General features: G+C 65.9%; 15 protein-coding genes. 5 read left to right on the top strand and 10 right to left on the bottom strand.

The window, feature by feature from the left end:
- Positions 1–283: 283 nt before the first annotated feature.
- The gene (locus tag G3M62_RS01100; protein WP_165184057.1) at positions 284–1,429 is read right to left on the bottom strand and encodes an AI-2E family transporter; all 1,146 of its coding nucleotides are present in this window, start codon (positions 1,427–1,429) and stop codon (positions 284–286) included.
- Positions 1,430–1,562: 133 nt separating this feature from the next.
- On the opposite strand from G3M62_RS01100, the gene G3M62_RS01095 reads away from it, so the two are divergent.
- On the top strand, positions 1,563–3,107 hold the full coding sequence (locus tag G3M62_RS01095; protein WP_165184056.1) for a helicase HerA-like C-terminal domain-containing protein: 1,545 nt from the start codon (positions 1,563–1,565) through the stop codon (positions 3,105–3,107).
- A gap of 3 nt (positions 3,108–3,110) precedes the next feature.
- Here G3M62_RS01095 and G3M62_RS01090 read toward each other — a convergent pair whose 3' ends face one another.
- From G3M62_RS01090 to G3M62_RS01075, 4 genes are all read right to left on the bottom strand, one after another.
- Positions 3,111–5,543, bottom strand: coding sequence for an EAL domain-containing protein (locus tag G3M62_RS01090; RefSeq protein ID WP_165184055.1), 2,433 nt, complete (start codon positions 5,541–5,543; stop codon positions 3,111–3,113).
- Between the two features lie 74 nt (positions 5,544–5,617).
- Positions 5,618–6,613: a UDP-glucose 4-epimerase GalE gene (gene galE / locus G3M62_RS01085; RefSeq protein WP_165184054.1), complete on the bottom strand. Its 996-nt coding sequence runs from the start codon at positions 6,611–6,613 to the stop codon at positions 5,618–5,620.
- Between the two features lie 45 nt (positions 6,614–6,658).
- The gene (locus tag G3M62_RS01080) at positions 6,659–7,258 is read right to left on the bottom strand and encodes a polysaccharide biosynthesis/export family protein (RefSeq protein ID WP_165184053.1); all 600 of its coding nucleotides are present in this window, start codon (positions 7,256–7,258) and stop codon (positions 6,659–6,661) included.
- 77 nt (positions 7,259–7,335) lie between these two features.
- Positions 7,336–8,064: a metallophosphoesterase family protein gene (locus G3M62_RS01075; RefSeq protein ID WP_343037656.1), complete on the bottom strand. Its 729-nt coding sequence runs from the start codon at positions 8,062–8,064 to the stop codon at positions 7,336–7,338.
- Between the two features lie 407 nt (positions 8,065–8,471).
- Here G3M62_RS01075 and G3M62_RS01070 point away from each other — a divergent pair, with 407 nt between their 5' ends.
- Together G3M62_RS01070 and G3M62_RS01065 are read left to right on the top strand one after the other, a co-directional pair.
- Positions 8,472–9,221, top strand: a complete 750-nt coding sequence (locus G3M62_RS01070) for a transglutaminase-like cysteine peptidase (RefSeq protein ID WP_246263421.1) — start codon at positions 8,472–8,474, stop codon at positions 9,219–9,221.
- A gap of 480 nt (positions 9,222–9,701) precedes the next feature.
- The gene (locus G3M62_RS01065) at positions 9,702–10,355 is read left to right on the top strand and encodes an exopolysaccharide biosynthesis polyprenyl glycosylphosphotransferase (RefSeq protein ID WP_281360080.1); all 654 of its coding nucleotides are present in this window, start codon (positions 9,702–9,704) and stop codon (positions 10,353–10,355) included.
- Between the two features lie 105 nt (positions 10,356–10,460).
- Here the strand turns inward: G3M62_RS01065 and G3M62_RS01060 are convergent, their stop codons facing one another.
- The 4 genes from G3M62_RS01060 to G3M62_RS01045 form a co-directional block, all read right to left on the bottom strand.
- On the bottom strand, positions 10,461–12,308 hold the full coding sequence (locus G3M62_RS01060; RefSeq protein WP_165184050.1) for an O-antigen ligase family protein: 1,848 nt from the start codon (positions 12,306–12,308) through the stop codon (positions 10,461–10,463).
- Positions 12,309–12,420: 112 nt separating this feature from the next.
- Positions 12,421–14,640, bottom strand: a complete 2,220-nt coding sequence (locus G3M62_RS01055; RefSeq protein WP_165184049.1) for a GumC family protein — start codon at positions 14,638–14,640, stop codon at positions 12,421–12,423.
- Between the two features lie 42 nt (positions 14,641–14,682).
- Complete coding sequence (locus G3M62_RS01050; RefSeq protein WP_165184048.1) at positions 14,683–15,942, bottom strand: outer membrane beta-barrel protein; 1,260 nt, start codon at positions 15,940–15,942, stop codon at positions 14,683–14,685.
- 86 nt (positions 15,943–16,028) lie between these two features.
- Positions 16,029–16,583 (bottom strand): hypothetical protein, encoded by a 555-nt coding sequence (locus G3M62_RS01045; protein ID WP_165184047.1) that lies wholly within the window; start codon positions 16,581–16,583, stop codon positions 16,029–16,031.
- Between the two features lie 613 nt (positions 16,584–17,196).
- On the opposite strand from G3M62_RS01045, the gene G3M62_RS01040 reads away from it, so the two are divergent.
- The gene (locus G3M62_RS01040; RefSeq protein WP_165184046.1) at positions 17,197–18,507 is read left to right on the top strand and encodes a UDP-glucose dehydrogenase family protein; all 1,311 of its coding nucleotides are present in this window, start codon (positions 17,197–17,199) and stop codon (positions 18,505–18,507) included.
- Positions 18,504–19,496 carry an NAD-dependent epimerase/dehydratase family protein gene (locus G3M62_RS01035; RefSeq protein ID WP_165184045.1) on the top strand — a complete coding sequence of 331 codons (993 nt, stop codon included), beginning with the start codon at positions 18,504–18,506 and terminating at the stop codon, positions 19,494–19,496. Before G3M62_RS01040 ends, G3M62_RS01035 begins: the two co-directional genes overlap by 4 nt.
- On the opposite strand, the gene G3M62_RS01030 is transcribed toward G3M62_RS01035, so the two are convergent.
- The gene (locus G3M62_RS01030) at positions 19,484–20,377 is read right to left on the bottom strand and encodes an SDR family NAD(P)-dependent oxidoreductase (protein ID WP_165184044.1); all 894 of its coding nucleotides are present in this window, start codon (positions 20,375–20,377) and stop codon (positions 19,484–19,486) included. The two genes, G3M62_RS01035 and G3M62_RS01030, sit on opposite strands and share 13 nt — an antisense overlap.
- Positions 20,378–20,394: the final 17 nt, after the last annotated feature.

Here is a 20,394-nt window from a genome sequence, read left to right as displayed (position 1 = left end):
ATTTCCTCGCGAATTTTTGGCGATAACCTAGCCCTTCCGGGCTCGGCTTCAACCGCAACCAGGCAAATAGGCAGAATATCTTACCAAGGAGGAACCGGCCCGGCGGAGACCTGGCGCGGAGCGGACGCGGAAGCGCCGCCGGTGGGGGGAAACCGGCGGCGCGGGCCCGCCGAGGGGGCGGCGGGCGGTTCCGCATCGGACGCTCCAGAAAATCGGTCTGCGTCGCGCGGGGTCGGCATGGGGGGCTGCCGACAGGATCTAGATAGGAAGGCCATTTGGGATTTTAAGCCCCCTTGGCCGACTTCTGTCGCGAACCTGTCGAAGCGCCCGCTTTTTTGTCCGAAGGCCCCTTGTGGGAGGCTCCCGGAGCCTTGCGGTCCAGGCCCGCGCCGCTGGGGTCGCCGTCCTCCGACAGCAGGATGGCGATCCAGCGCGTGCCCTCGAACTGGGCCATGATCAGCATCAAGGCCACGGTCAGCGGCGTGGACAGGAACATGCCGGTCACGCCCCACAAGGCGCCCCAGACCGCCAGGGACAGCAGCACCACCGTCGGGTCGATGTTCAGGCTGTCGCCCTGCATGCGCGGATAGATGACGTTGCCGACCACGAAGAAGATCAGCTCCAGGGCGCCGAACAGGATCAGGGCCGGCCAGAAGCTGTCGGGAAACTGCACCAGGGCGAACAGCGGCGGCAGGATGCAGCCGACCGCCCCGCCCAGGATCGGGATATAGGCGGCCACGAAGATCAGGAAGGCCCAGAACAGGGCGTTGTCCAGGCGCAGCAGCAGCATCACCACGAAGGCGGCGATGGCGATCATCAGGCCGGTGACGGTCTGGATCCACAGGTACTGCTCCACACCGTTGCGGATGCGCTGGAACAGCTGCATCGCGCCGTCCCGCTCGGCATGGTGCGGATAGAGCGCGACGATCTTGCGACTGAAGCCCCGGCGCGAGGCGATGATGAAGCCCAGATAGATCAGCACCAGGATGGCGCTGGAGGCGAAGTTCTGCAGGCTCTGGGCCGCCGCCCCGGCGTACTTGCTGGGATTGAGCTGGTTGATCAGGTCGCCGATGGTCGGCGCGACCTTGATCCCGACCAGCGACGCGACCTTGGCGATCACCCCGTTCAGGCGCGGCGCGTATTCGCGCATCTGCAGAACGAATTCGGTCCCGTTGGCCGTGACCACCCAGACCGCCCCGCCGAAGATGGCGATCGACAGGAAGATGGCGGCGGGCAGCGCCAGGGTCCGGGGAAAGCGCGGCACCCGCAGGACCAACACCCGGGCGAAACTGTCGATCATCACCGCCAGAAACACGGCCATGGCCAGCGGCGTGAGAATGCCGCGCATCCAGTACAGCGCCGCTCCGCCGGCGATGACCGCCAGGAACACCAGGGCGTTGCGTCCGGTGATCGACGCGGGGATGGACATGAGCGAAATCTCTTTCTCGGGCGTCTGGTAGTCTTGGAGCGTCTGTAAAAGACTGGCGCCACATTGCGCGAGCCGATTGGCGCGACGCAAGGCCAGGGCTAGGCTTAAATCTTCAATGTGAAGGACGTTGCGTATGACCCTGGCGATCGGCGAAGACGAAATCCTCATCGGGCTTAGCCAAGAGGGAGTTGGGGAAGGACCCGTAACGCAGCGGCTGGATCGCTCCAACCGGCACGGCGTGGTGGCCGGCGCGACCGGCACCGGCAAGACCGTCACCCTGCAGGTCATGGCCCAGGCCTTCTCCGACGCCGGCGTGCCGGTGTTCGCCGCCGACGTGAAGGGCGACCTGTCGGGCGTGGCCGCGATCGGGGCGCCCAACGCCAAGATGCTGGAGCGCGCCGCGTCCATGGGCCTGACCCTGACGCCGTCCGCCCCGCCCGTCGTCTTCTGGGACCTGTTCGGCCAGAAGGGCCATCCGATCCGCACCACCATCTCCGAGATGGGCCCCGTCCTGCTGTCGCGGCTGCTGGAGCTGAACGACGTGCAGGAGGGCGTGCTGACCGTGGTCTTCCACGTCGCCGACCAGGACGGCCTGCTGCTGCTGGATCTGAAGGACCTGCAGGCGGCCCTGAAGTATGTCGCCGACCACGCCGCCGAGATCGGCACGCAGTACGGCAACGTCTCGCCGGCCACGGTGGGGGCGATCCAGCGCAAGCTGCTGACCTTGCAGAGCCAAGGCGCCGAGAACTTCTTCGGCGAACCGGCCCTGAAGCTGGCCGACATCATGCGCACCGACGTCGCCGGGCGCGGCTACGTCAACCTGCTGGCCGCCGACAAGCTGATCCAGTCGCCCAAGCTCTATTCGACCTTCCTGCTGTGGCTGCTGTCGGAGCTGTTCGAGGAGCTGCCCGAGGTGGGCGATCCAGAGAAGCCCAAGCTGGTGTTCTTCTTCGACGAGGCCCACCTGCTGTTCAACGACGCCGAAAAGCCGCTGCTGGAGAAGATCGAGCAGGTCGTGCGCCTGATCCGCTCCAAGGGCGTGGGCATCTATTTCGTCACCCAGAACCCGGCCGACATCCCCGACGCCGTGCTGGGCCAGTTGGGCGCTCGCGTCCAGCACGCCCTGCGCGCCTATACGCCCGCCGACCAGAAGGGCCTGAAGGCCGCCGCCCAGTCGTTCCGGGTCAATCCGGCCTTCGACACCGCCGAGACCATCCAGGCCCTGGGCGTGGGCGAGGCGCTGATCTCGACCCTGGACGCCAAGGGCGCGCCCTGCGTGGTGCAGAAGACACTGATCCGCCCGCCGGCCTCGCGCCTGGGTCCGCTGACGCCGGAGGAGCGCGCGGCCCTGATCGCCAAGAGCCCGGTCGCCGGTCTCTACGACCAGACCCTGGACCGCGAGTCCGCCTACGAGGTGCTGCAAGGCCGAGCCACCCAGGCGCAGCAGCAGGCTCAGAGCGCCGCGGCGGCGGCGGAAGCCGAGCGCCAGCGCACCGCCGCCGAGAAGGTTCGTGAACGAGAGGAAGCGCGCGAGGTCCGGGCCGCGCCGCGACCGCGCGCCTCGAACCGTCAATCCGTGGCCGAAGCCTTCGCCACCTCGCTGGTGCGCACAATCGCCAGCCAGGCCGGCCGCGAGATCATGCGTGGCCTGCTGGGCGGCATGTCGCGGCGGCGGTAGCCTCTAGGCGGCCTTGCTGTTGCGGCGCGGCTTCTTCGGAGTCGGCGCCGCTTCAGGGGCCGGCTTGGCCGCCGTCACACTGGCCAGGGTCCAGGCCGACAGGCTGTCGACGGGCGACGGACGGCCGATCGCATAGCCCTGCAGCTCGGCGCAATTCTCGCCGCGCAGGAAGTCGATCTGCTCCTGGGTCTCCACGCCCTCGGCCACGCACGGGATCTCCAGGCTGCGGCCCAGGCCCAGCACGGCGCGAACGATCACCGTCGCGCGGTCGTGGCGATGGATGTTCTCGACGAAGCTCTTGTCGATCTTGATCTTGTCGAACGGGAACGACTGCAGGGTCGACAGCGACGAGAAGCCGGTGCCGAAGTCGTCCATGGCGATGCGCACGCCCAGGGCCTTCAGCCGGCGCAGATTGTCCAACGCGCGCTGATAGTCCTTGAACAGGGCGCTCTCGGTGATCTCCAGTTCCAGCCGCTTGGGCGACAGGCCGGTCTGGACCAGGACCTCGTGCACCAGGGTCGGCAGGTTGGGCTGGTTCAGCTGCAGCGGCGACAGGTTCACCGCGATGCGCAGCGGTCGCTCCCAGGTCACGGCGTCGGCGCAGGCGCGACGCAGCACCCACTCGCCGAGCTGCCCAATCAGGCCGTTCTCCTCGGCGATCGGGATGAACTCCAGCGGCGGGACCATGCCGCGCACCGGATGGTTCCAGCGCACCAGGGCCTCGAAGCCGCAGACCTCGCCGTCGGACGCCTTGGCCAGCGGCTGGTAGTAGACGATCAGTTCCTCATCGGTGATCGCCTGGCGCAGCTCGCGGGCCAGGGTCCGCCGTTCGCGGATCGACTCGTCCATCTCGCGCTTGAAGAAGCGATAGGCGCCGCGGCCACTTTCCTTGGCGCGGTACAGGGCCATGTCGGCGTTGGCCAGCAGGGCCTCGGCGGTGCGGCCATCGTCGGGGAACAGCGACACGCCCAGGCTGGCGCCCATGGCCAGCTCCTGGCCCTCGTAGACGGCGGGAACCGACAGGGCCTCGAGCAGGCGGCCCGCCAGCTCGGCGGCGGCGGCGGGCTGGTCGCCGGCGGCCACCTGGACGACGATGAACTCGTCGCCGCCGAGACGCGCGGCGAACGACGGGGCCGTCAGGGAGTCCTGAAGCCGGCGCGCGGTCTCGACCAGCAGGGCGTCACCCGCCAGGTGACCGTGCAGGTCGTTGGCTTCCTTGAAATGGTCCAGGTCGATGCAGATCAGCGACAGGCTCTCGCCCGAGGCCTCGACGCGGTCCAGGGCCGCGGCCAGGCGGGCCTGCAGCGAATTGCGATTGGGCAGTCCGGTCAGGCCGTCGTGTTCGGCCAGGTAACGGATCTTCTCCTCGGCCGAGCGGCGCTCGCGCAGGTCGCGCACCGCCAGCACCGTCAGGCCCGAGGTTTCGGCGCGGGCGCCGTCGTCCATCAGGCGCGAGAACGCCTCGACCGGGATCGCGCGACCGCCGTCGGCGGGCTGCAGCACGCCCTCGCGGCGCACGCCCTCGCGGGTCGGCCCCTCGGTATCGAAGGTCAGCAGGTCGGACAGTGGCGTACGCAGCAGAGCGTCCAGCTCGACGCCGGCCAGCTCGCAGAAGGCGGCGTTGGCGTCGTTGATGCGGCCGTCCTGGATCACCACGATGCCTTCATAGGCGGCGTTGGCCAGGCGGCGGATGCGATCCAGGGCCGAACGGCTGGTCGAGGACTCGATGGTCACCGCGCCCAGGCCGCCCAGGATGATCATGCCGGTGATCGAGGTCACGGCCAGGGTCAGGATCGCGCCCGACAGCATCTGGTCGGGCACGTTGATCGAGGGATCGGGAACGATGGTGATCGCGCCCATGCCGATGAAGTGCAGGGCGCAGACGCCGATCGCCAGAACCGCGCCGCCGCCCGCTTGCTTCAGCAGGCTGCGCGCGCGTCCGGCCAGTTGCAGGGCGCCCGCCGCGCCGATCACGCCGGCCAGCACCGAGACGGCGATCGTCGCCTGCTCCCACTGCACGAAGCCCTGGGTCACGAAGGCCGACATGCCGGTATAGTGCATGGCGGCGATGCCCATGCCGAGGATCAGGCCGCCGGCGAAGTCGTTGGTGCGCGTGCGCTGGGCCGAGGCCACGGCGAAGCCGCCGGCCATGAACAGCACCGAGATCATCAGCGACAACAGGGTGCCAGACGGGCTGTAGCCGGTCTTCAGGCCCGGCGAATAGGCGACCATGCCGATGAAATGGGTAGCCCAGACGCCCGAACCCGCCACCAGGCCGGTCAGCAGCAGCCACGCGGCCCGCACCACCCCCTTGGCCCCGCGCATGCGCGAGTAGAGGCGGAACGCCGTGAAGCAGGCGGCGAAGCAGATCAGACCGGCGACCACGACCAAACGCAGGTCGTGCTCCGTCGTCAGGCAGGTCAAAACCTTCAGCACGCGGGGTCCCCCAGGGAATTCGTCCTATGAATACCGGGGAAGATGCAAAAAAAGCGTTTCGCTACAGGGACGCGTTATCCGGGCGTCGCTTCCGCCCCCGCGACCCGGCCGGCGTGCCAGCGCCAGGCGCTATCCAGGATGCTGTTCAGATCGTGGGTCGGAGACCAGCCCAGCACCTGCTTGGCCAGGATATTGTCGGCGACGAGCACCGGGGCGTCGCCCTGGCGGCGTGGCGCTTCGACAACCGGCAACGGCCGCCCCGACACGCGCTTCACGCCCTCGACCAACTCCCGAACGGTCGTTCCGAGCCCCGTGCCCAGGTTGAAACTTCCCGCCGCGCCGCCATCCAACAGGTAACGCAGCGCCAGAACATGCGCGTCGGCGAGGTCGAGAACGTGCACGTAGTCGCGCACGGCGGCGCCGTCGCGGGTGTCGTAGTCGGAACCAAAGATCGTGAAATGCTCCCGCCGCCCCAGGGCCACGTCGATGGCCAAGGGTATGGCGTGGGTCTCCGGCTCGTGCCACTCGCCAATGCGCCCCTCCGGATCCGCGCCGGCCGCGTTGAAATACCGCAGGATCACGCTCCGAAAACCGACATACCGGGCGTAGTCAGCCAGGACCTGTTCGACCATGAGCTTGCTGCGACCATAGGGATTGAGCGGGATCTGCGGATGATCTTCCGCCATCGGCAAATGCACTGGATCGCCAAAGGTCGCGCAGGTCGAGGAGAACACCAGCGCCTCGACGCCCGCCCGACGCGTCGCCTCGATCAGGGAGATCGAGCCGCCAACGTTGTTGTCGAAAAACTTGCCGGGATTCCTGACCGACTCTCCGACCTCGATGCTGGCGGCCAAATGCACAACGGCGACCGGCCTGTGCGCCGCGAACACCGCGTCCAGGCGCGCCCCGTCGCGGATGTCGCCGATTTCCAGCGGCCCCCATTGGACGTGTTCGCGATGGCCGTTCGACAGGTCGTCGAACACGATCGGCCGGAACCCTGCCTGCGCTAGACGCAGGCAGGTGTGCGATCCGACGTATCCGGCGCCGCCTGCGACAAGGACAGGCTTCATGATCTTATCCTTGTCGCCGCTGCGCGGGCGACCGACGGCCGCGGATCAGAAGAAGCGCTCGCCGATCCGGATGGTGTCGCCCGGCGCCACCGTGACCGTCGGATCGAGCGTGTACTTGTGCTCGACAGCCTCGCCCAGGCGCTTGATGAAGACCTTGCCCTTGTCGGCCCGATAGGTGAACCCGCCCGCCGTGGCCACGGCGTTGAACACGGTCAGCCCCGACGTGTAGGGATAGGTGCCCGGCTTATCGACTTCACCCAGGATATAGAACGGGCGGAAGGACAGCACCTCGGCGCTGACGCGAGGCTCCTTGAGATAGCCGTTGCTCAGGGCGTTCTGCACGGTGTCCTGGAACTGGCGAACGTTCAATCCGGCGGCTCTGACCTCGCCAATCAACGGCAGCGAGACCAGGCCGCTGCCGGTGACGAAGAATTCGCCCGAAAGCTCAGGCTCGCCATAGACGGTGACACGAACCTTGTCGCCCGAGCCCAGAAGGTAGTCCGAAGCCGAAGCGGGCGGCGCTTCGCCGGCGACAGCCGCCGGCGGCGTTTGAGCCTGAGCCGCGGAAAGTGGGAGCGTCGAGACCACAAAAACGGCGGCCAGCACGGCCAAGGTAGAACGGAAGATGCGTCGCACGACGTACATCGGTCTATATCTCTGAAAAAGCGGTCGTCCCTTTTCGACGTCATGACACGGGCGCAAAGACGCGACAAGTACGGCGCTTAGTGTCGGCGGGTCTTTCGAACCTGCAGGATTGTCGGCGGCCCTCCGTCAAGACGAACCGCGGTCAAGACGCCCGTGGCGTAGGCGCCTGTATCGATATTAATCCGATCAGTACCAAGGAAAGGCTCCTCGGCCGGCGTGTGACCGTGCACGACAACCCAGTCCAGTCGATGCGGCTGCGACAGGAAGTCACCGCGGATCCACATCAAGTCTTCGGAATTTTGCCGCTCCAACGCAATGCCCGGACGCACGCCGGCATGGACGAACAGGTAGCCGCCGTAGGCCGCCGACAGCTCCAGGCCCTGCAGAAACCGCAGATGCTCCGCGGGAAGCTTTTGTCGTAGCTGGCTCTGGATCTCGACCCACTCGTCGGGTTCGGGACGCAGCGCGGGTCGGGAAACGCCGTAGGACGTCAGGGTCTCGCCTCCCCCGAACTCGACCCACGCCGGCCCCGCTTCCGCGTTGTCGAGGAACGAGAGCATCGTCTGCTCGTGATTACCCATAAGAGTGCGGATCTCGAAGGCGCTGACGTCGACCGAGGCGGCCCGCAACGCGATCAATCGGTCGCACACGCCCTTTGAATCCGGGCCGCGATCCACATAGTCGCCCACCAGGACCAGCACCGGCCGGTCGGTCCGCCCCAGCGCCGCGAAGTCGGCCGCGATGCTGTCCAGCATCAGATCCAGAAGCTCGAGCTGACCGTGTACGTCGCCGATCGCGTAGATCACCCGCCCCTCCGTGGAAGCGTAGCGAGGCGCGCGCGCCTTTGAGCGAAGAAAGTTGAACACCATCACCGTGCCGCCGCGCTGAAAGCGCTGAACCGGTCTGGAAACTGCCTCAGACCGAGCCGCCCTTCAACCGGCTGTCGAGATTATTATCAGAGAATAAACCATGTAATATCAGGCGGCATTTACTCAGTCATTTACCCCCGATTAAGCTTACCTTTCAAGTAAGCAAACTTATTCAAGAAGATATCACTACAAATATTGAACGCATATTTATGGCCGTAATCCAAATTCGCCTTAGAAATTAGGGCGAGTTGGACATGACTTTCCGGTCTGCACTGCTGAAATATGCAAGCGTTGCTGCTTTCCTTTCTGTGGCTACATTTGCACACGCCGAACGTCGCGCCTTTATGCCGCAAGGCGAGGTCGCCGCGGCCCCGCCGGGCTTTCTGGACCTGTGCCAGCGCGACGCCTCGGCCTGCGGTGCGAACGGCGCCGATGCGGCGCCCGCCATCGCCTTGACCAGCGCGCCTCTCGCGACGTCGTCGCTCGGCGGCCCTACGGATCCGCAAGTCCTGACGCGTCTGCGCGGTCTTCACCTCGGCGGCGCCCCGCAAGAGGAAACGACCGGCTTGGCCCAGGTCGAGCAGCTCGACGCCTACCGGCCGATCATCGACAACACCTTCGTGGCGGTCGGCGGCGAACGCGTGCAGACGGCGCAGGCCGCGGTCGCGCCCGCGCCCCTCGCCTCGAACACCGGCCCCGCCGTGGTCTCGAAGTCGCTGATGCGCCTGGTCAACACCCTGAACCGCGATGTTAACCGCGAAGTTCTGAAGGCCAGCGATTTCGACCTTTATGGCCTGCAGGAATTCTGGTCGCTGCCACGCGTGATCGACGGCAAGATGTATGGCGACTGCGAGGACTACGCGCTTGAAAAGCGCCGCCGCCTGATCGCGGCTGGCGTGCCGGCCGAAGCCCTGTCGATGGCCGTCGCCGTCACCGCGCGAGGCGAAACCCACGCCGTTCTGGTGGTCAGCTTCGAATCTGGCGACTGGGTCCTGGACAACCTGACCCCGTGGGCCACGCCCTGGAACGAGCTCAACTATCACTGGGTTGAGCGTCAAGTTCCCGGCTCGACCGAGTGGAAGAGCATCACCTGATCGGTTCGATACGCCTGATCGGTTCGACAAGAGCCGACTGCGCAAGAAGAAGGCCCCGCGGTGCGAACCGCGGGGCCTTCTTTTTCTTCGTGGTCTCGGCGGCGGCCCAGCTGGGCCGCTCGATCGTGGGATCAGAAGATGCGGTGGATGATGATCACCAGGCCAGACCACAGTCCGCCGCTGGCCAGGGCCGCCAATCCCCAGCCGATCGCGCGCGGCAGCCGGCGCACGGGCGCCGCATGGACAGCCGGAATATCAGCGAAATTAATCTGAGCCGGGATTATCGACATAGGCTTGTCTCCGTGTTGGGAAAACCTACCGGAGCAGCCCTAAGCGCCATTTAACGAATAGGGTTTAGGCGCCTTTACGATTTATCTATGGTTACCAGCTCGTTTATGAGCGACGACTTGCGGGAGTTACGCTAGAAGCATCGAGAGCGCCGTAGGAAGGGTTCCTCCGGCACAGCCGTGGAGACGCGTAGTGAGCGGGGGCGCAAACACTGATGTGCTGAGCCACGAAACGACGGTACTCTTTTCAGCTGTGGCATTGAATCCGGCAAAGCGCGCTTTTGACATTTTGGCGTCAGCTTTGCTGTTGGTGTTTTTCGCGCCCGTGCTCTTGCTGGCGGCGATTCTGATAAAGATCGAGTCCCCGGGTCCGGCGCTGTTCCGACAGACGCGCGGCGGCCTCAACGGGCGGAACTTCACGATCTACAAGCTGCGCTCGATGCGTTGCGAGGAGAACGGCCAGAGCGTCGTTCAGGCTGCGCGCGGCGACGACCGCGTCACGCGTACGGGTCGCATCATCCGCGTCACCAGCCTCGATGAGCTGCCGCAATTGCTCAACGTGCTGAAGGGCGACATGTCGATGATCGGGCCACGGCCCCACGCGGCGGCCCACGACGAATATTATGGCGCGCTCATTCCCACCTATGCGCTTCGCTTCCAGGCGCGCCCCGGACTGACGGGGCTGGCTCAGATCAGCGGCCTGCGTGGCGGCACGACCGATGTCGACGACATGGCCAAGCGCGTGAAGGCCGACATCGACTATATCGACAACTGGTCGCTGATGTCGGACCTGCGCATCGCCCTGCTGACGGTTCCCCACCTGCTTCTGGCCAAGAACGCCTACTAGGCGGAGACGCTTCAGCGGTCGGCCACGCTTTGGGCCGAGACCTGACCTCCGGCGGAATGATGTGCGTGCGAAACACGCCGCCTGGGCTGCCCCCTAGACCAAACGCTACGTGATCGGATCGAACGGCGTCATGCGCTGCACCGTGATCTGAAGCGCCATGCCAACCCGGCCCGTCGGGTTGTGGAGGCTGTTGGCCAGGGCGATGAAGTGTCTGGGATTGCGCAGTCGCCGCCATTCGACGCCGAACTGATAAATTTCCTGCTCGCGGGCCAGCGGGCTCAGTCGATCCCAGGACTCGTAGGCCAGGGCCGTCCGGCGCTCGAACAGACTGGTCTGCAGCGGCGCAACCGCGAACGATCGTTCCAGAGCGAAATTGGCCGCGTCATCCCGGCCCAGGGCCCGATAGATCGCCGCTCGGCGCAGCCAGGCCGAGCCCGACGCCGGACGCAACGAAAGTTCGCGCGCGCTGAGGCGCTCCAGGGCAAGACCGCGCTCGGCCGTCATCCCCGGCTGGACAAGCCTTGCCTCTATGCCACCGGCCAGGGCGTCGGCCGGCGCCGAGGGCCAGGCCGACAGATCGCCGCCCAGCTTTCCCGCCAACATGGGAAGCGCCAGCGAAGCGGCGATCAGCGTCACCACAGCCGCGGCTCCGCCCGCGGCCCAGGTTGGCCAGACAGGCTGAATACGCACAGTTCGCGAGTTCGACTGCGGCGCGGCCATGCCGCCCACAACGCCGAGTATCAGCGCCGCGAGCGCCTGGATGGCCGGCACCTGCAAGGCAAAGTCGGTGCTTCCATGGATCAGGAACAGCAAGGCGGCGCAAACCGCGCCGCGACACCAGATCCCAACCGCGCCTTCGCGGAAACCGCCGCGAAGGATCGGCCAGATCAGGGCCACGAACAACGCCGTCATGGCCAGCGCCCCCACGACGCCGGCCTCTTCCAGCCATTGGAGATAGAGGTTGTGAACGGCTCGCACGTTGAACAACGCCGGCAGATTGGCCTGGGTGACGATGAGCTGGTTCACGGTCGGGAACGAGCCCAGACCGAACCCAAACCAGGGCGCGGAGCGGAACGCGTCCCAGTGCGGGGCGAAGATCGCGGCGCGAATTCCGGCGTCCTGCTCGGCAAGGCTAAACCGCTCGGCGACGATCTCGAAGCTGCGAAGCGCGACCGCGCCAACGACGATGACCATCGCGATCACCGCCAGAACCGCGGTCGTACGCATCCTATGACGTTGCGACAGGCCTTCCCAGGCCAGGAAGAGCGCGACGCAGATCAGGGTCGCGACGACGCCGCCGCGAGACGCGGTCAGCAGGAGATTGACAAGCAGGACGCTGGCGACGGCCATCGCCAGGATGGCCTCGGGGTCTCCCCGCCTCAGAACCGCCAGGCCGATGCCGCGCCGCAGCCGCTGGGCGGCGAACGCCATCGCCATCAACATACCGCTCCCGAACAACGTGGCCGCGCTGTTGGGACTCAGAAGGGTCGCGACAAGACGCGCCGTGCGGCGAACGCCGACATAGTCGGCGAACGCGGCCGCGGCATACAGCCCCGTCGCCAGGACGCTCGCGCGCAGAAACCAGCGCGCGCGGCTTTCCGACGCGCCGATGACCCGTCCCGTGAGGAACAGGCAGGCTAACCCCAGGAACTGAACGACGTTGAGGATGACGGCGGACCTGTCGATCGCCAAGCCGCCCATCTTTGGGGAGGCCTCGGGCAGGTAGGTCCAGACGACGTTAGAGCCGCCGGGACCCCACGGCGTGAGCGGCAGCAGCACGACGACCAGCAGCAGGAGGAACAGACCACCCGTGGTCTTCAGCCCTTTCTGCCGGGCAAGATCACGCCGCGCCCAGGCGCAGGTCGTCAGCAGTCCAATCAGAAAGAGAGCATAGAGGCCGGTGAACAGGGTCGCCGTACCCAGGTCGCTCGCGCCGAAAGCCAGCACGGCCATGAAGACCAGGCCAACAAGAACGCTGGACGCCGCGATCTCGGAGGGCGCCAGTCGTCTAGCGCGAACTTGGCCGGCGCGCTTCGGCGAGCCGGCCGTTGTTCGATCGCCTGCCTCACTCGGCATAGTACTTGCGGTAACTCTTGTAATAGTAGTTCGAGTCGCCATAGCCGTAGCGGGACTGGGCGTTCAGATCCATCTGGGTCAGCGCGACGCCCGCGACGAAAATACCGCGCCCCTGCAGCAGCGACAGGGCCGAGGTAATCGCCTTGATCGGCGTCTTCTTCCAGCGCGCCAGCATGACGACGGCGTCGGCATGCGGCGCCAGGATCCGCGTATCGGCGATCGCCAGCAGCGGCGCGGTGTCCAGCAGAACCACGTCGAAGCGCTGACGCAGCTCCTGCAGCAGCTTCAACATCGCCGGCGAACCCAGGACGTCACGCGGCGTATAGGCGGACTTGGCCAGGGGCAGCACCTGGGCGCCGCTCGCGTCGGTAAACAGCGCCTGATCCAGCGTGCACACCCCGTTGAGCACTTCCAGCAGGCCGACCGTGGGAACATGCGGCAGGAAGGCGTTGATGGCGCTTTGGCGCAGATCGCAATCGACGACAACCACGTTCGATCCCGCCGTGGCCAAGGTGCGCGCCAGTGAGAAGGTCGTCGTGGTCTTGCCTTCGCCTGGCAGCGATGAGGTGATCACCACCACCTTGACGGTTTCGCCGACCTTCGAGAACAGGATCGCCGCGCGAAGCTTGCGGAAACTTTCCGCGAAGCTGGAAAGCGGCTTGGCCAGCAGATAGTCCGTCGGCTTGATCTTCCGGGCGCTCTTGGGGTTTTCCATCGACGAGCTGAGCAGCGGCACGGCGCCCAGATAGGGCACTTGCAGCCGACGCTCGACCTCGTCTTCGGTGAACAGACCCGCCATCAGGATCTCGGCCAGAACGATCGCGGCCGCACCCGCGCCGATCGCCAGGACCAGGCCGAACAGCAGGTTCATCGATGGCTTGGGATAGCTGGGCTTCGTCGGAATCTTCGCCTCGGACACGACGCGCGCGTCAGGCTGTTCGATACCCTGGTTGGTCGTCGTCTGCTTGAAGCGCGCCAGCAAGGATTCGTACAGCGTACGGACCGATTCAGCTTTGCGCTCAAGCTCTCCGAGCCGGATCCCGGCCCGGTTGTTGCCCGCCAGAGTGCCCTTCGACGAAGCGACGCTGCCAGCCATGGAACCGGTGCGCTGACGCGCGACCTGGGCCTGGGCTTCCAGGTTCGAAATGATGCGACGGATTTCGCTCTGGATCTGGGTGTCGATGTCGGCGAGCTCGCGCTTGGCCTTCAGGAGTTCCGGATGCAGCGGGCCGTAGCGCCCGTCCAGATCGGCCACCTTCGCGCTTTGCTCGGAGCGCTGCTTGCGCAACGCCTGCACGACCGGCGAATTCAACGATTCACCGACGTCTTCGCCGTTGCTCCCTCGAGCCAGTTGGTCACGAGCGATTTTCAGGCGGGCGTCGGTCTCGGCCTGCCCGGCGCGCGCGGAAGCGAGCTGCTGGTTGAGGCCCGAAATCTCCTGCTCGGTCAGGGTGGCGCCTTCGGCGCTCAGCAGATTGTTGGCGATCTTGTACTGCTGGACGTCGGCCTCGGCCTGCTGGAGCTGATCGCGCAGTTCCACGACCCGCGTGTCGAGCCACTCGTTCGCCTTCTTGGTGGCGTCGAACTTGGCCTCCAGCTGTTCGGTCAGATAGAGGTCGGCGAAGGCGTTCGCGAGACGAGCCGCTTCCGTGGCCTTGGGATGGGTGTACTCGACCGAGATCAGATAGGTCAGTCCGGCGCGGCGGACGCGAAGCCCGGCCAGGACACGATCGACCAGGGCTTCCTGCTGACGCTGAAGTTCGACCGGATCGACCACGGCGGTGGGAGCGACCGCCTTCTTGACCCAGGGCAGCCAGGACGAGGCGCCGTGCGCGGTCGCCAGGTTGGGATTGAAATAGGGATCCTGGTCGAGCTTGAGCTGCTTGACCACGCGCGCCGCGAGCGACCGCGAGCGCAGGATCTCGACCTCCGTGTCCACCACCGAGGAGTCGGCGGGAAGTCCGGAGAGCACGGCGTTCATATCCGTGACCTGCTCGGTGCGCACATCCAGCATGACCTGCGCGACGGCCGTATAGCGAGGCTTTTCCTGAAGCGTGTAGAGCAACACCGCGACAAACACCGCCAGAGCGACAGCCGCGAAAAGGCGCAGCCTGCGTCGGAACGTGGCGATAGCGATGTTCAGATCAAACGCCATCACTCCGGCGCTAGGCGCCGGAGTGTGCGAGGTCTCAAAGGCTGAGCCGTCCATGTTACTCTCACAGGCGCCCCAGCTAGGTGAGGCAGGCCCTATCTAGAACTGAAAAGCGACAGAAGCCGCGATCTTGTTGTCGTCGAACGAGGCGCCGCGAGCGCCGCCCGAAGAGTTTTGCTTCAAGAAAGTGTACGCCAGGATAAGGCCGACGTTCCGGTTCATCAAATAAGTGGCCGAGGCATTGAAGCCGGTCCGCTTATCGTCGCGGTCGATCGTCTGGTAGTTATCCTTGCCATAGCTGGCCTGGGCCGAAAGCAGGACGTTACGCAGCAGCTCGTGGTCGACGCCGGCCGAAAGGTTGTTGGAGATATAGCCCTGCGACCCAGCGGCCACGGCTTCCTCGATGGTCCGCGACCCGTTCAACGTGACGGTCGTCAGTTCGGTCGGAAACCATTCCACGCGCCCCTTGGCGTTGAAACCGCTGACATTGGCGTAGGCGGGATTGTCATAGGACTGATCCATGTAGCCGCCTTCGATTTCACCGCGCGCGACTTGCGAGATCTCGAAGTTCACGCCGCCGCTGACCACGTAGCCGTCGGAGTCGCGCCCCGCGATCGCCAGATCGTAGTCTTTCTTGTTGCCGACCAGCGAGAAGAACACGGCCGTATCGGGGCTAACGGCGTATTCCGCCTTGCCGCCGTAGTAGAATTCATCACGGTCGCGCGTGTCCTGATCGATCACGCCGCCGGCGGCGTTACGCGCGTCGTCATAATCGTAGGTCTTGTTGTCCAGACGTCCCGTCAGGCGCAACCGGTTGAATTCCTTGATCGCGGTCAGGTTGCCGGTGACCAAGGTATATTCAACGGGCGCGGTCGCCGCCACCGGAGAGGTCGGAGAGGTGCGAGGCTCGGTCAGGGCCTGATACTGCAGCGAGCCCGCGATGTTCGATCCGCGTTCGAGGTCCAGCCGGCCGTTGGCGCCGATGGTGTATTCCTCGGTATTTTCAGTGTCGAAATCGCTGTAGCGGTTGATCGTGGCCGAAGCGAACGCCCCCAGGGCGTTGCGCGACCAGTTCGATCGCACGGCCACTTCGGGCTTCACGCGCCAAATCGTATCGCTCTGTTCGTCGGTCGCCGTCGCGTAGATGTTGTCGTCATGCGTGGCGCTCAGCGTGACGCGCGGAAAGACCGTGAAGCCGCCGGCCTTGATCCCGATCGCTTCGAAATCAGGACGCGGGCGCTGGCGAACGCTGACGCTTTTGTCACGCTTGAAGTTCGAACCCAGGTCCTGCGCCGAGACCACCAGAGGCATCGACACGGAAAAGGCCGCCGCCAAGGCGGCCGTTGCCAAAAGTTTCATGATCCTATCCCCGCCTTACGGCGACCAAACGGCCCCGCTAGGACAAACACGTTGAGTGAGTACGCTGCTGAACCGACCCGGCGGCGTTAGCCGCCGCAGTAACTCGCGATCACACCGGCGCAAGGATCGTAGGGCGTAGCGGCCGCGCCACCACCGCCGCCGTCACCCTGCAGGTTCACCAGAACGCTGGGATTGCCGGCGTCCGAGGTCGCTCCAGTGACGGTGGCCGATTGACCCGTGGCCTTCAGCTGAGCGACGACCGCGGGAGCCTGCGACACAGCCTGCGCCATCTCGGGCGAGATCGAGGCGGCCACGGCGATCGCGACGCCGGCGCTGATGACGCCCGACGCCACGGCCTGGATCAGGGCGGCCTGGATCATCGCGGGCGATGCGCCGCTAGCGGCAAGAGCCTTGGCGACGGCCGCCTTGATGGCGTCCAGCTTGGCCGCGGGCGTCATGCTCGCGAAGCCTGGCGCTGCGGCCGCTTCCCGCGCCGAGGCGGAGATCAGAGCCTGCAATTGCGCCGCGGTGGGCGCGGTGCTGGCGGGGGCGGGTGTTTGAGCCGACACAATCGATGCGCCCATGGGCGCAATGGCGATGGCCAGGCCGGCGACGACGGCGCTTACAAGACGCGATGACATGACGACCCTCCTAGTTAAGGTTTCGAAAGTCCTAATAGTCCAGCGGTTCGGAACACTCCAGCATTATTTGCCTGCCAGGGTGGAGTGAATTCAAGATTCCCGACAGGTGACACCTTTATGCACGCTTTCAGGGCGATTTTGGATCAAGCCGATGAAACGCCCAGCACAGTTTCTCGTAGTTAATCGAGGGAATCCCCATCGAGACTCGCCTATTCGTCTAGGCATTAGCCCCTTTGAAGATTCTAATTGAGACTGTTGACTTCGCTCAAGTTCAATGGCGGCCACTAGAATGGTTAAGGTCGCCAAGGGTCTCAGTCGAACATCGCGGCGACCGCACCTCTCCAATCAGGAGAGAGGCAAAACAACAGCAACCTGAAAGCGACCAACAGTGCAGCGGGCAATACCACGGCTTTTGCTGCACCGCGACATCTAAGCACATTTTATCGTAACCGCGTTCTTAAACGCGTCATTTGACGTCCATAGGACGGAAAAATGACGTCCAGCGCCGCGACGTGGTCCGCCGATGGGCTTGTTTCCGTGCGACGATTGATCGATGACGCGGAGCGATCCGCCCAAAGCGAATCCTAGCTGGTGGACCTTTTAAGGAGCGCGCATGCGCGTAGCGATGATTGGCACGGGCTATGTGGGCTTGGTGTCTGGTGCGTGTTTTGCGGACTTCGGGCACGTTGTGACGTGCATCGACAAGGACCCGAGCAAGATCGAGCGGCTGGAGAAGGGCGAGATCCCGATCTTCGAGCCGGGGCTGGACGCGCTGGTGGCGCGCAACGTGCGCGAAGGCCGGCTGTTCTTCACCCTGGACGGGGCCCAGGCGATCAAGGACGCCGACGCGGTGTTCATCGCGGTGGGCACGCCCACGCGGCGCGGCGACGGCCATGCGGACCTGTCCTACGTCTATGCCGCGGCCGAGGAGATCGCCGGCCTGATCGAGGACTTCACCGTCATCGTCACCAAGTCGACCGTGCCGGTGGGCACCGGCGACGAGGTCGAGGCGATCATCCAGCGGGTCCGGCCCGACGCCCAGTTCGCCGTGGTCTCCAATCCCGAGTTCCTACGCGAGGGCGCGGCCATCGAGGATTTCAAGCGTCCCGACCGCGTGGTGGTGGGCACCGAGGACGAGCGGGCCCAGGCGGTGATGCGCGAGCTCTACCGTCCGCTGAGCCTGAACGAGACGCCCATCGTCTTCACCGGCCGGCGCACCAGCGAGCTGATCAAGTACGCGGCCAACGCCTTCCTGGCCATGAAGATCACCTTCATCAACGAGATGGCCGACCTGTGCGAGAAGGTCGGGGCCGACGTCCAGCAGGTGGCGCGCGGCATCGGCCTGGACAAGCGCATCGGGTCCAAGTTCCTCAACGCCGGTCCCGGCTATGGCGGCAGCTGCTTTCCCAAGGACACCATCGCCCTGGTGCGCACCGCCCAGCAGTACGGCGCGCCGGTCAAGCTGATCGAGACCACCGTCAGCGTCAACGACGCGCGCAAGAAGGCCATGGCCGACAAGGTCGCCGCGGTCCTGGGGGCCGAGGACCTGACGGGCAAGACCGTCGGGGTCCTGGGCGTGACCTTCAAGCCCAACACCGACGACATGCGCGACGCCCCCAGCCTGGACATCCTGCCCGCCCTGCTGGCCCGGGGCGCCAAGGTCCAGGCCTTCGATCCCGAAGGCGCCAGGGAGGCCGCCCACATGATGCCGGGCGTCACCTTCGTCGGCGGCCCCTACGAGGCCGCCCAGGACGCCGACGTCCTGGTGATCATCACCGAGTGGGACCAGTTCCGCGCCCTGGACCTGGAACGCCTCAAGACCCTGCTCAAGGCCCCCGTCGTCGTCGACCTGCGCAACGTCTACAAACCCGCCGAAATGGTCCGCGCCGGCTTCACATACGCCTCCATCGGACGGGGCGCATGAGCGCCGGGCCGGTCATCGTCACCGGCGCCGCCGGCTTCGTCGGCCTGCACGTGGCCGAGCGCCTGCTCGACCGAGGCGAGACGGTGATCGGCGTCGACGTGTTCAACGACTATTACGACCCGGCCCTGAAGGCCGCCCGCGCCGCCCGCCTCGACGGGCGGCCGGGATTTTCCATGGTGCGCCTGGACATCGCCGACGCTGCGGCCTTTCTCGCCCTGGTCCGCGACAGCGGCGCCAAGCGCATCGTCCACCTGGCCGCCCAGGCCGGCGTGCGCTACTCGATCGAAAACCCCTTCGCCTACCAGCGCTCCAACCTCGCCGGCCACCTGTCGGTGCTGGAGGCGGCGCGCCACAACGGCGTGACCCATCTGGTCTACGCTTCGTCCAGCTCGGTCTATGGCGATCGGCCTCAATCCCTGGCCGGCGGCGACAGCGCGGGCTTCACCGAGACCGACGCCGTCGACGCGCCGGTGTCGCTATATGCCGCCACCAAGCGCGCCGACGAGCTGATGAGCATCAGCTACGCCAAGCTCTATGCCTTTCCGATGTCGGGCCTGCGCTTCTTCACCGTCTACGGACCGTGGGGCCGTCCGGACATGGCCTATTACGGCTTTACCCAGAAGATCCTCGCCGGCGAGCCGATCGAAGTTTACGGCGAAGGCCGGATGGCCCGCGATTTCACCTATATCGACGACATCGTCGATGGCGTGATCGGCGTGCTCGACAATCCTCCGCCCTCGGGCGGACACGAGATCTACAACATCGGCGACAACGACCCCGTCGGCCTGATGGACATGATCACCACGCTGGAGGCCGCGCTCGGCCGCGAGGCGGTCAAGATCATGCGTCCGATGCAGCCCGGCGACGTCACCGCCACCTATGCCGACATCTCCAAGCTGAACGCCCTGATCGGTTACCGGCCAAAGGTGAAGCTCAAGGAAGGGCTGGGCCGCTTCGTCGACTGGTACCGGAGCTTCTATCCAGGCTGAGTTTGCGAGGCGACCATCGCCGCCCGCATCTGCTCGGCCTGTTCGGGGGTGATGCCCATGGCGGCCAGCAGCGGCGAGGGCGCCTTGTGGTCCCAGCTGCTGCGGCCGCCGATGGTGATGCCGCCGTCGACCACGATGTGCGTGCCGGTCACGAATTCGGAATCGTCGCTGGCCAGGTAGAGCGCGGCGCGGGCGATGTCGTCGGGCAGGCCGGCCTTGGGGATCGGCTGGATCTTGGGTCCCACCTCGGCGACCCGGGCGGCCATCTGGTCGGCGACCTCGCGCGGCAGGCCCATCGAGGCCCCGAAGATGGAGGTGGCGATCAGGCCGGGACAGATGGCGTTGACCCGGATCTTCTGCGGTGACAGCTCGGCCGCCGCGCATTTGGTCAGCTGGATCACCGCCGCCTTGGCCGTCGAATAGGCCAGCGGACCGAAGCCCGCCTGCAGGCCCGCGATCGAGGCGGTGTTGATCACGCTGCCGCCGCCGCGCGCCAGCATCAGCGGCAGGGCGTGCTTCATGCCCAGCACCGGCCCGCGCAGCAGCAGGGCGAAGGTGGCGTCCCAGCCCTCGGCGGTCATGTCGGCCACGCCATTGGGCGCCCCGCCATGGCCGGCGTTGTTGAACAGGATGTCGAGACCTCCAAACGCCTCCTGGGCCAGTTCCATGGCCGCGGCGATCTGGCTTTCATGCGTGACGTCGCAGGGAGCGAAGCGGACGGCGTCGGGGAAACGCTTTTCCAGCATCGCGCCCTTCTCGGCCTGGACGTCCGCGGCCACGACCCGGGCGCCCTGGGCCACGAACAGCTCCACCGTGCCCAGCCCGATGCCCGAGCATCCGCCGGTGATCACCGCAACCTTGCCGTCCAGACGTCCCGTCATGCGCCGCTCCCTTTGGC

The organism is Caulobacter soli (assembly GCF_011045195.1).
Taxonomy (GTDB): domain Bacteria; phylum Pseudomonadota; class Alphaproteobacteria; order Caulobacterales; family Caulobacteraceae; genus Caulobacter; species Caulobacter soli.
The sequence above is the reverse complement of the archived record's forward strand: the minus strand, read 5'-3'. Positions and strand labels throughout refer to the sequence as shown.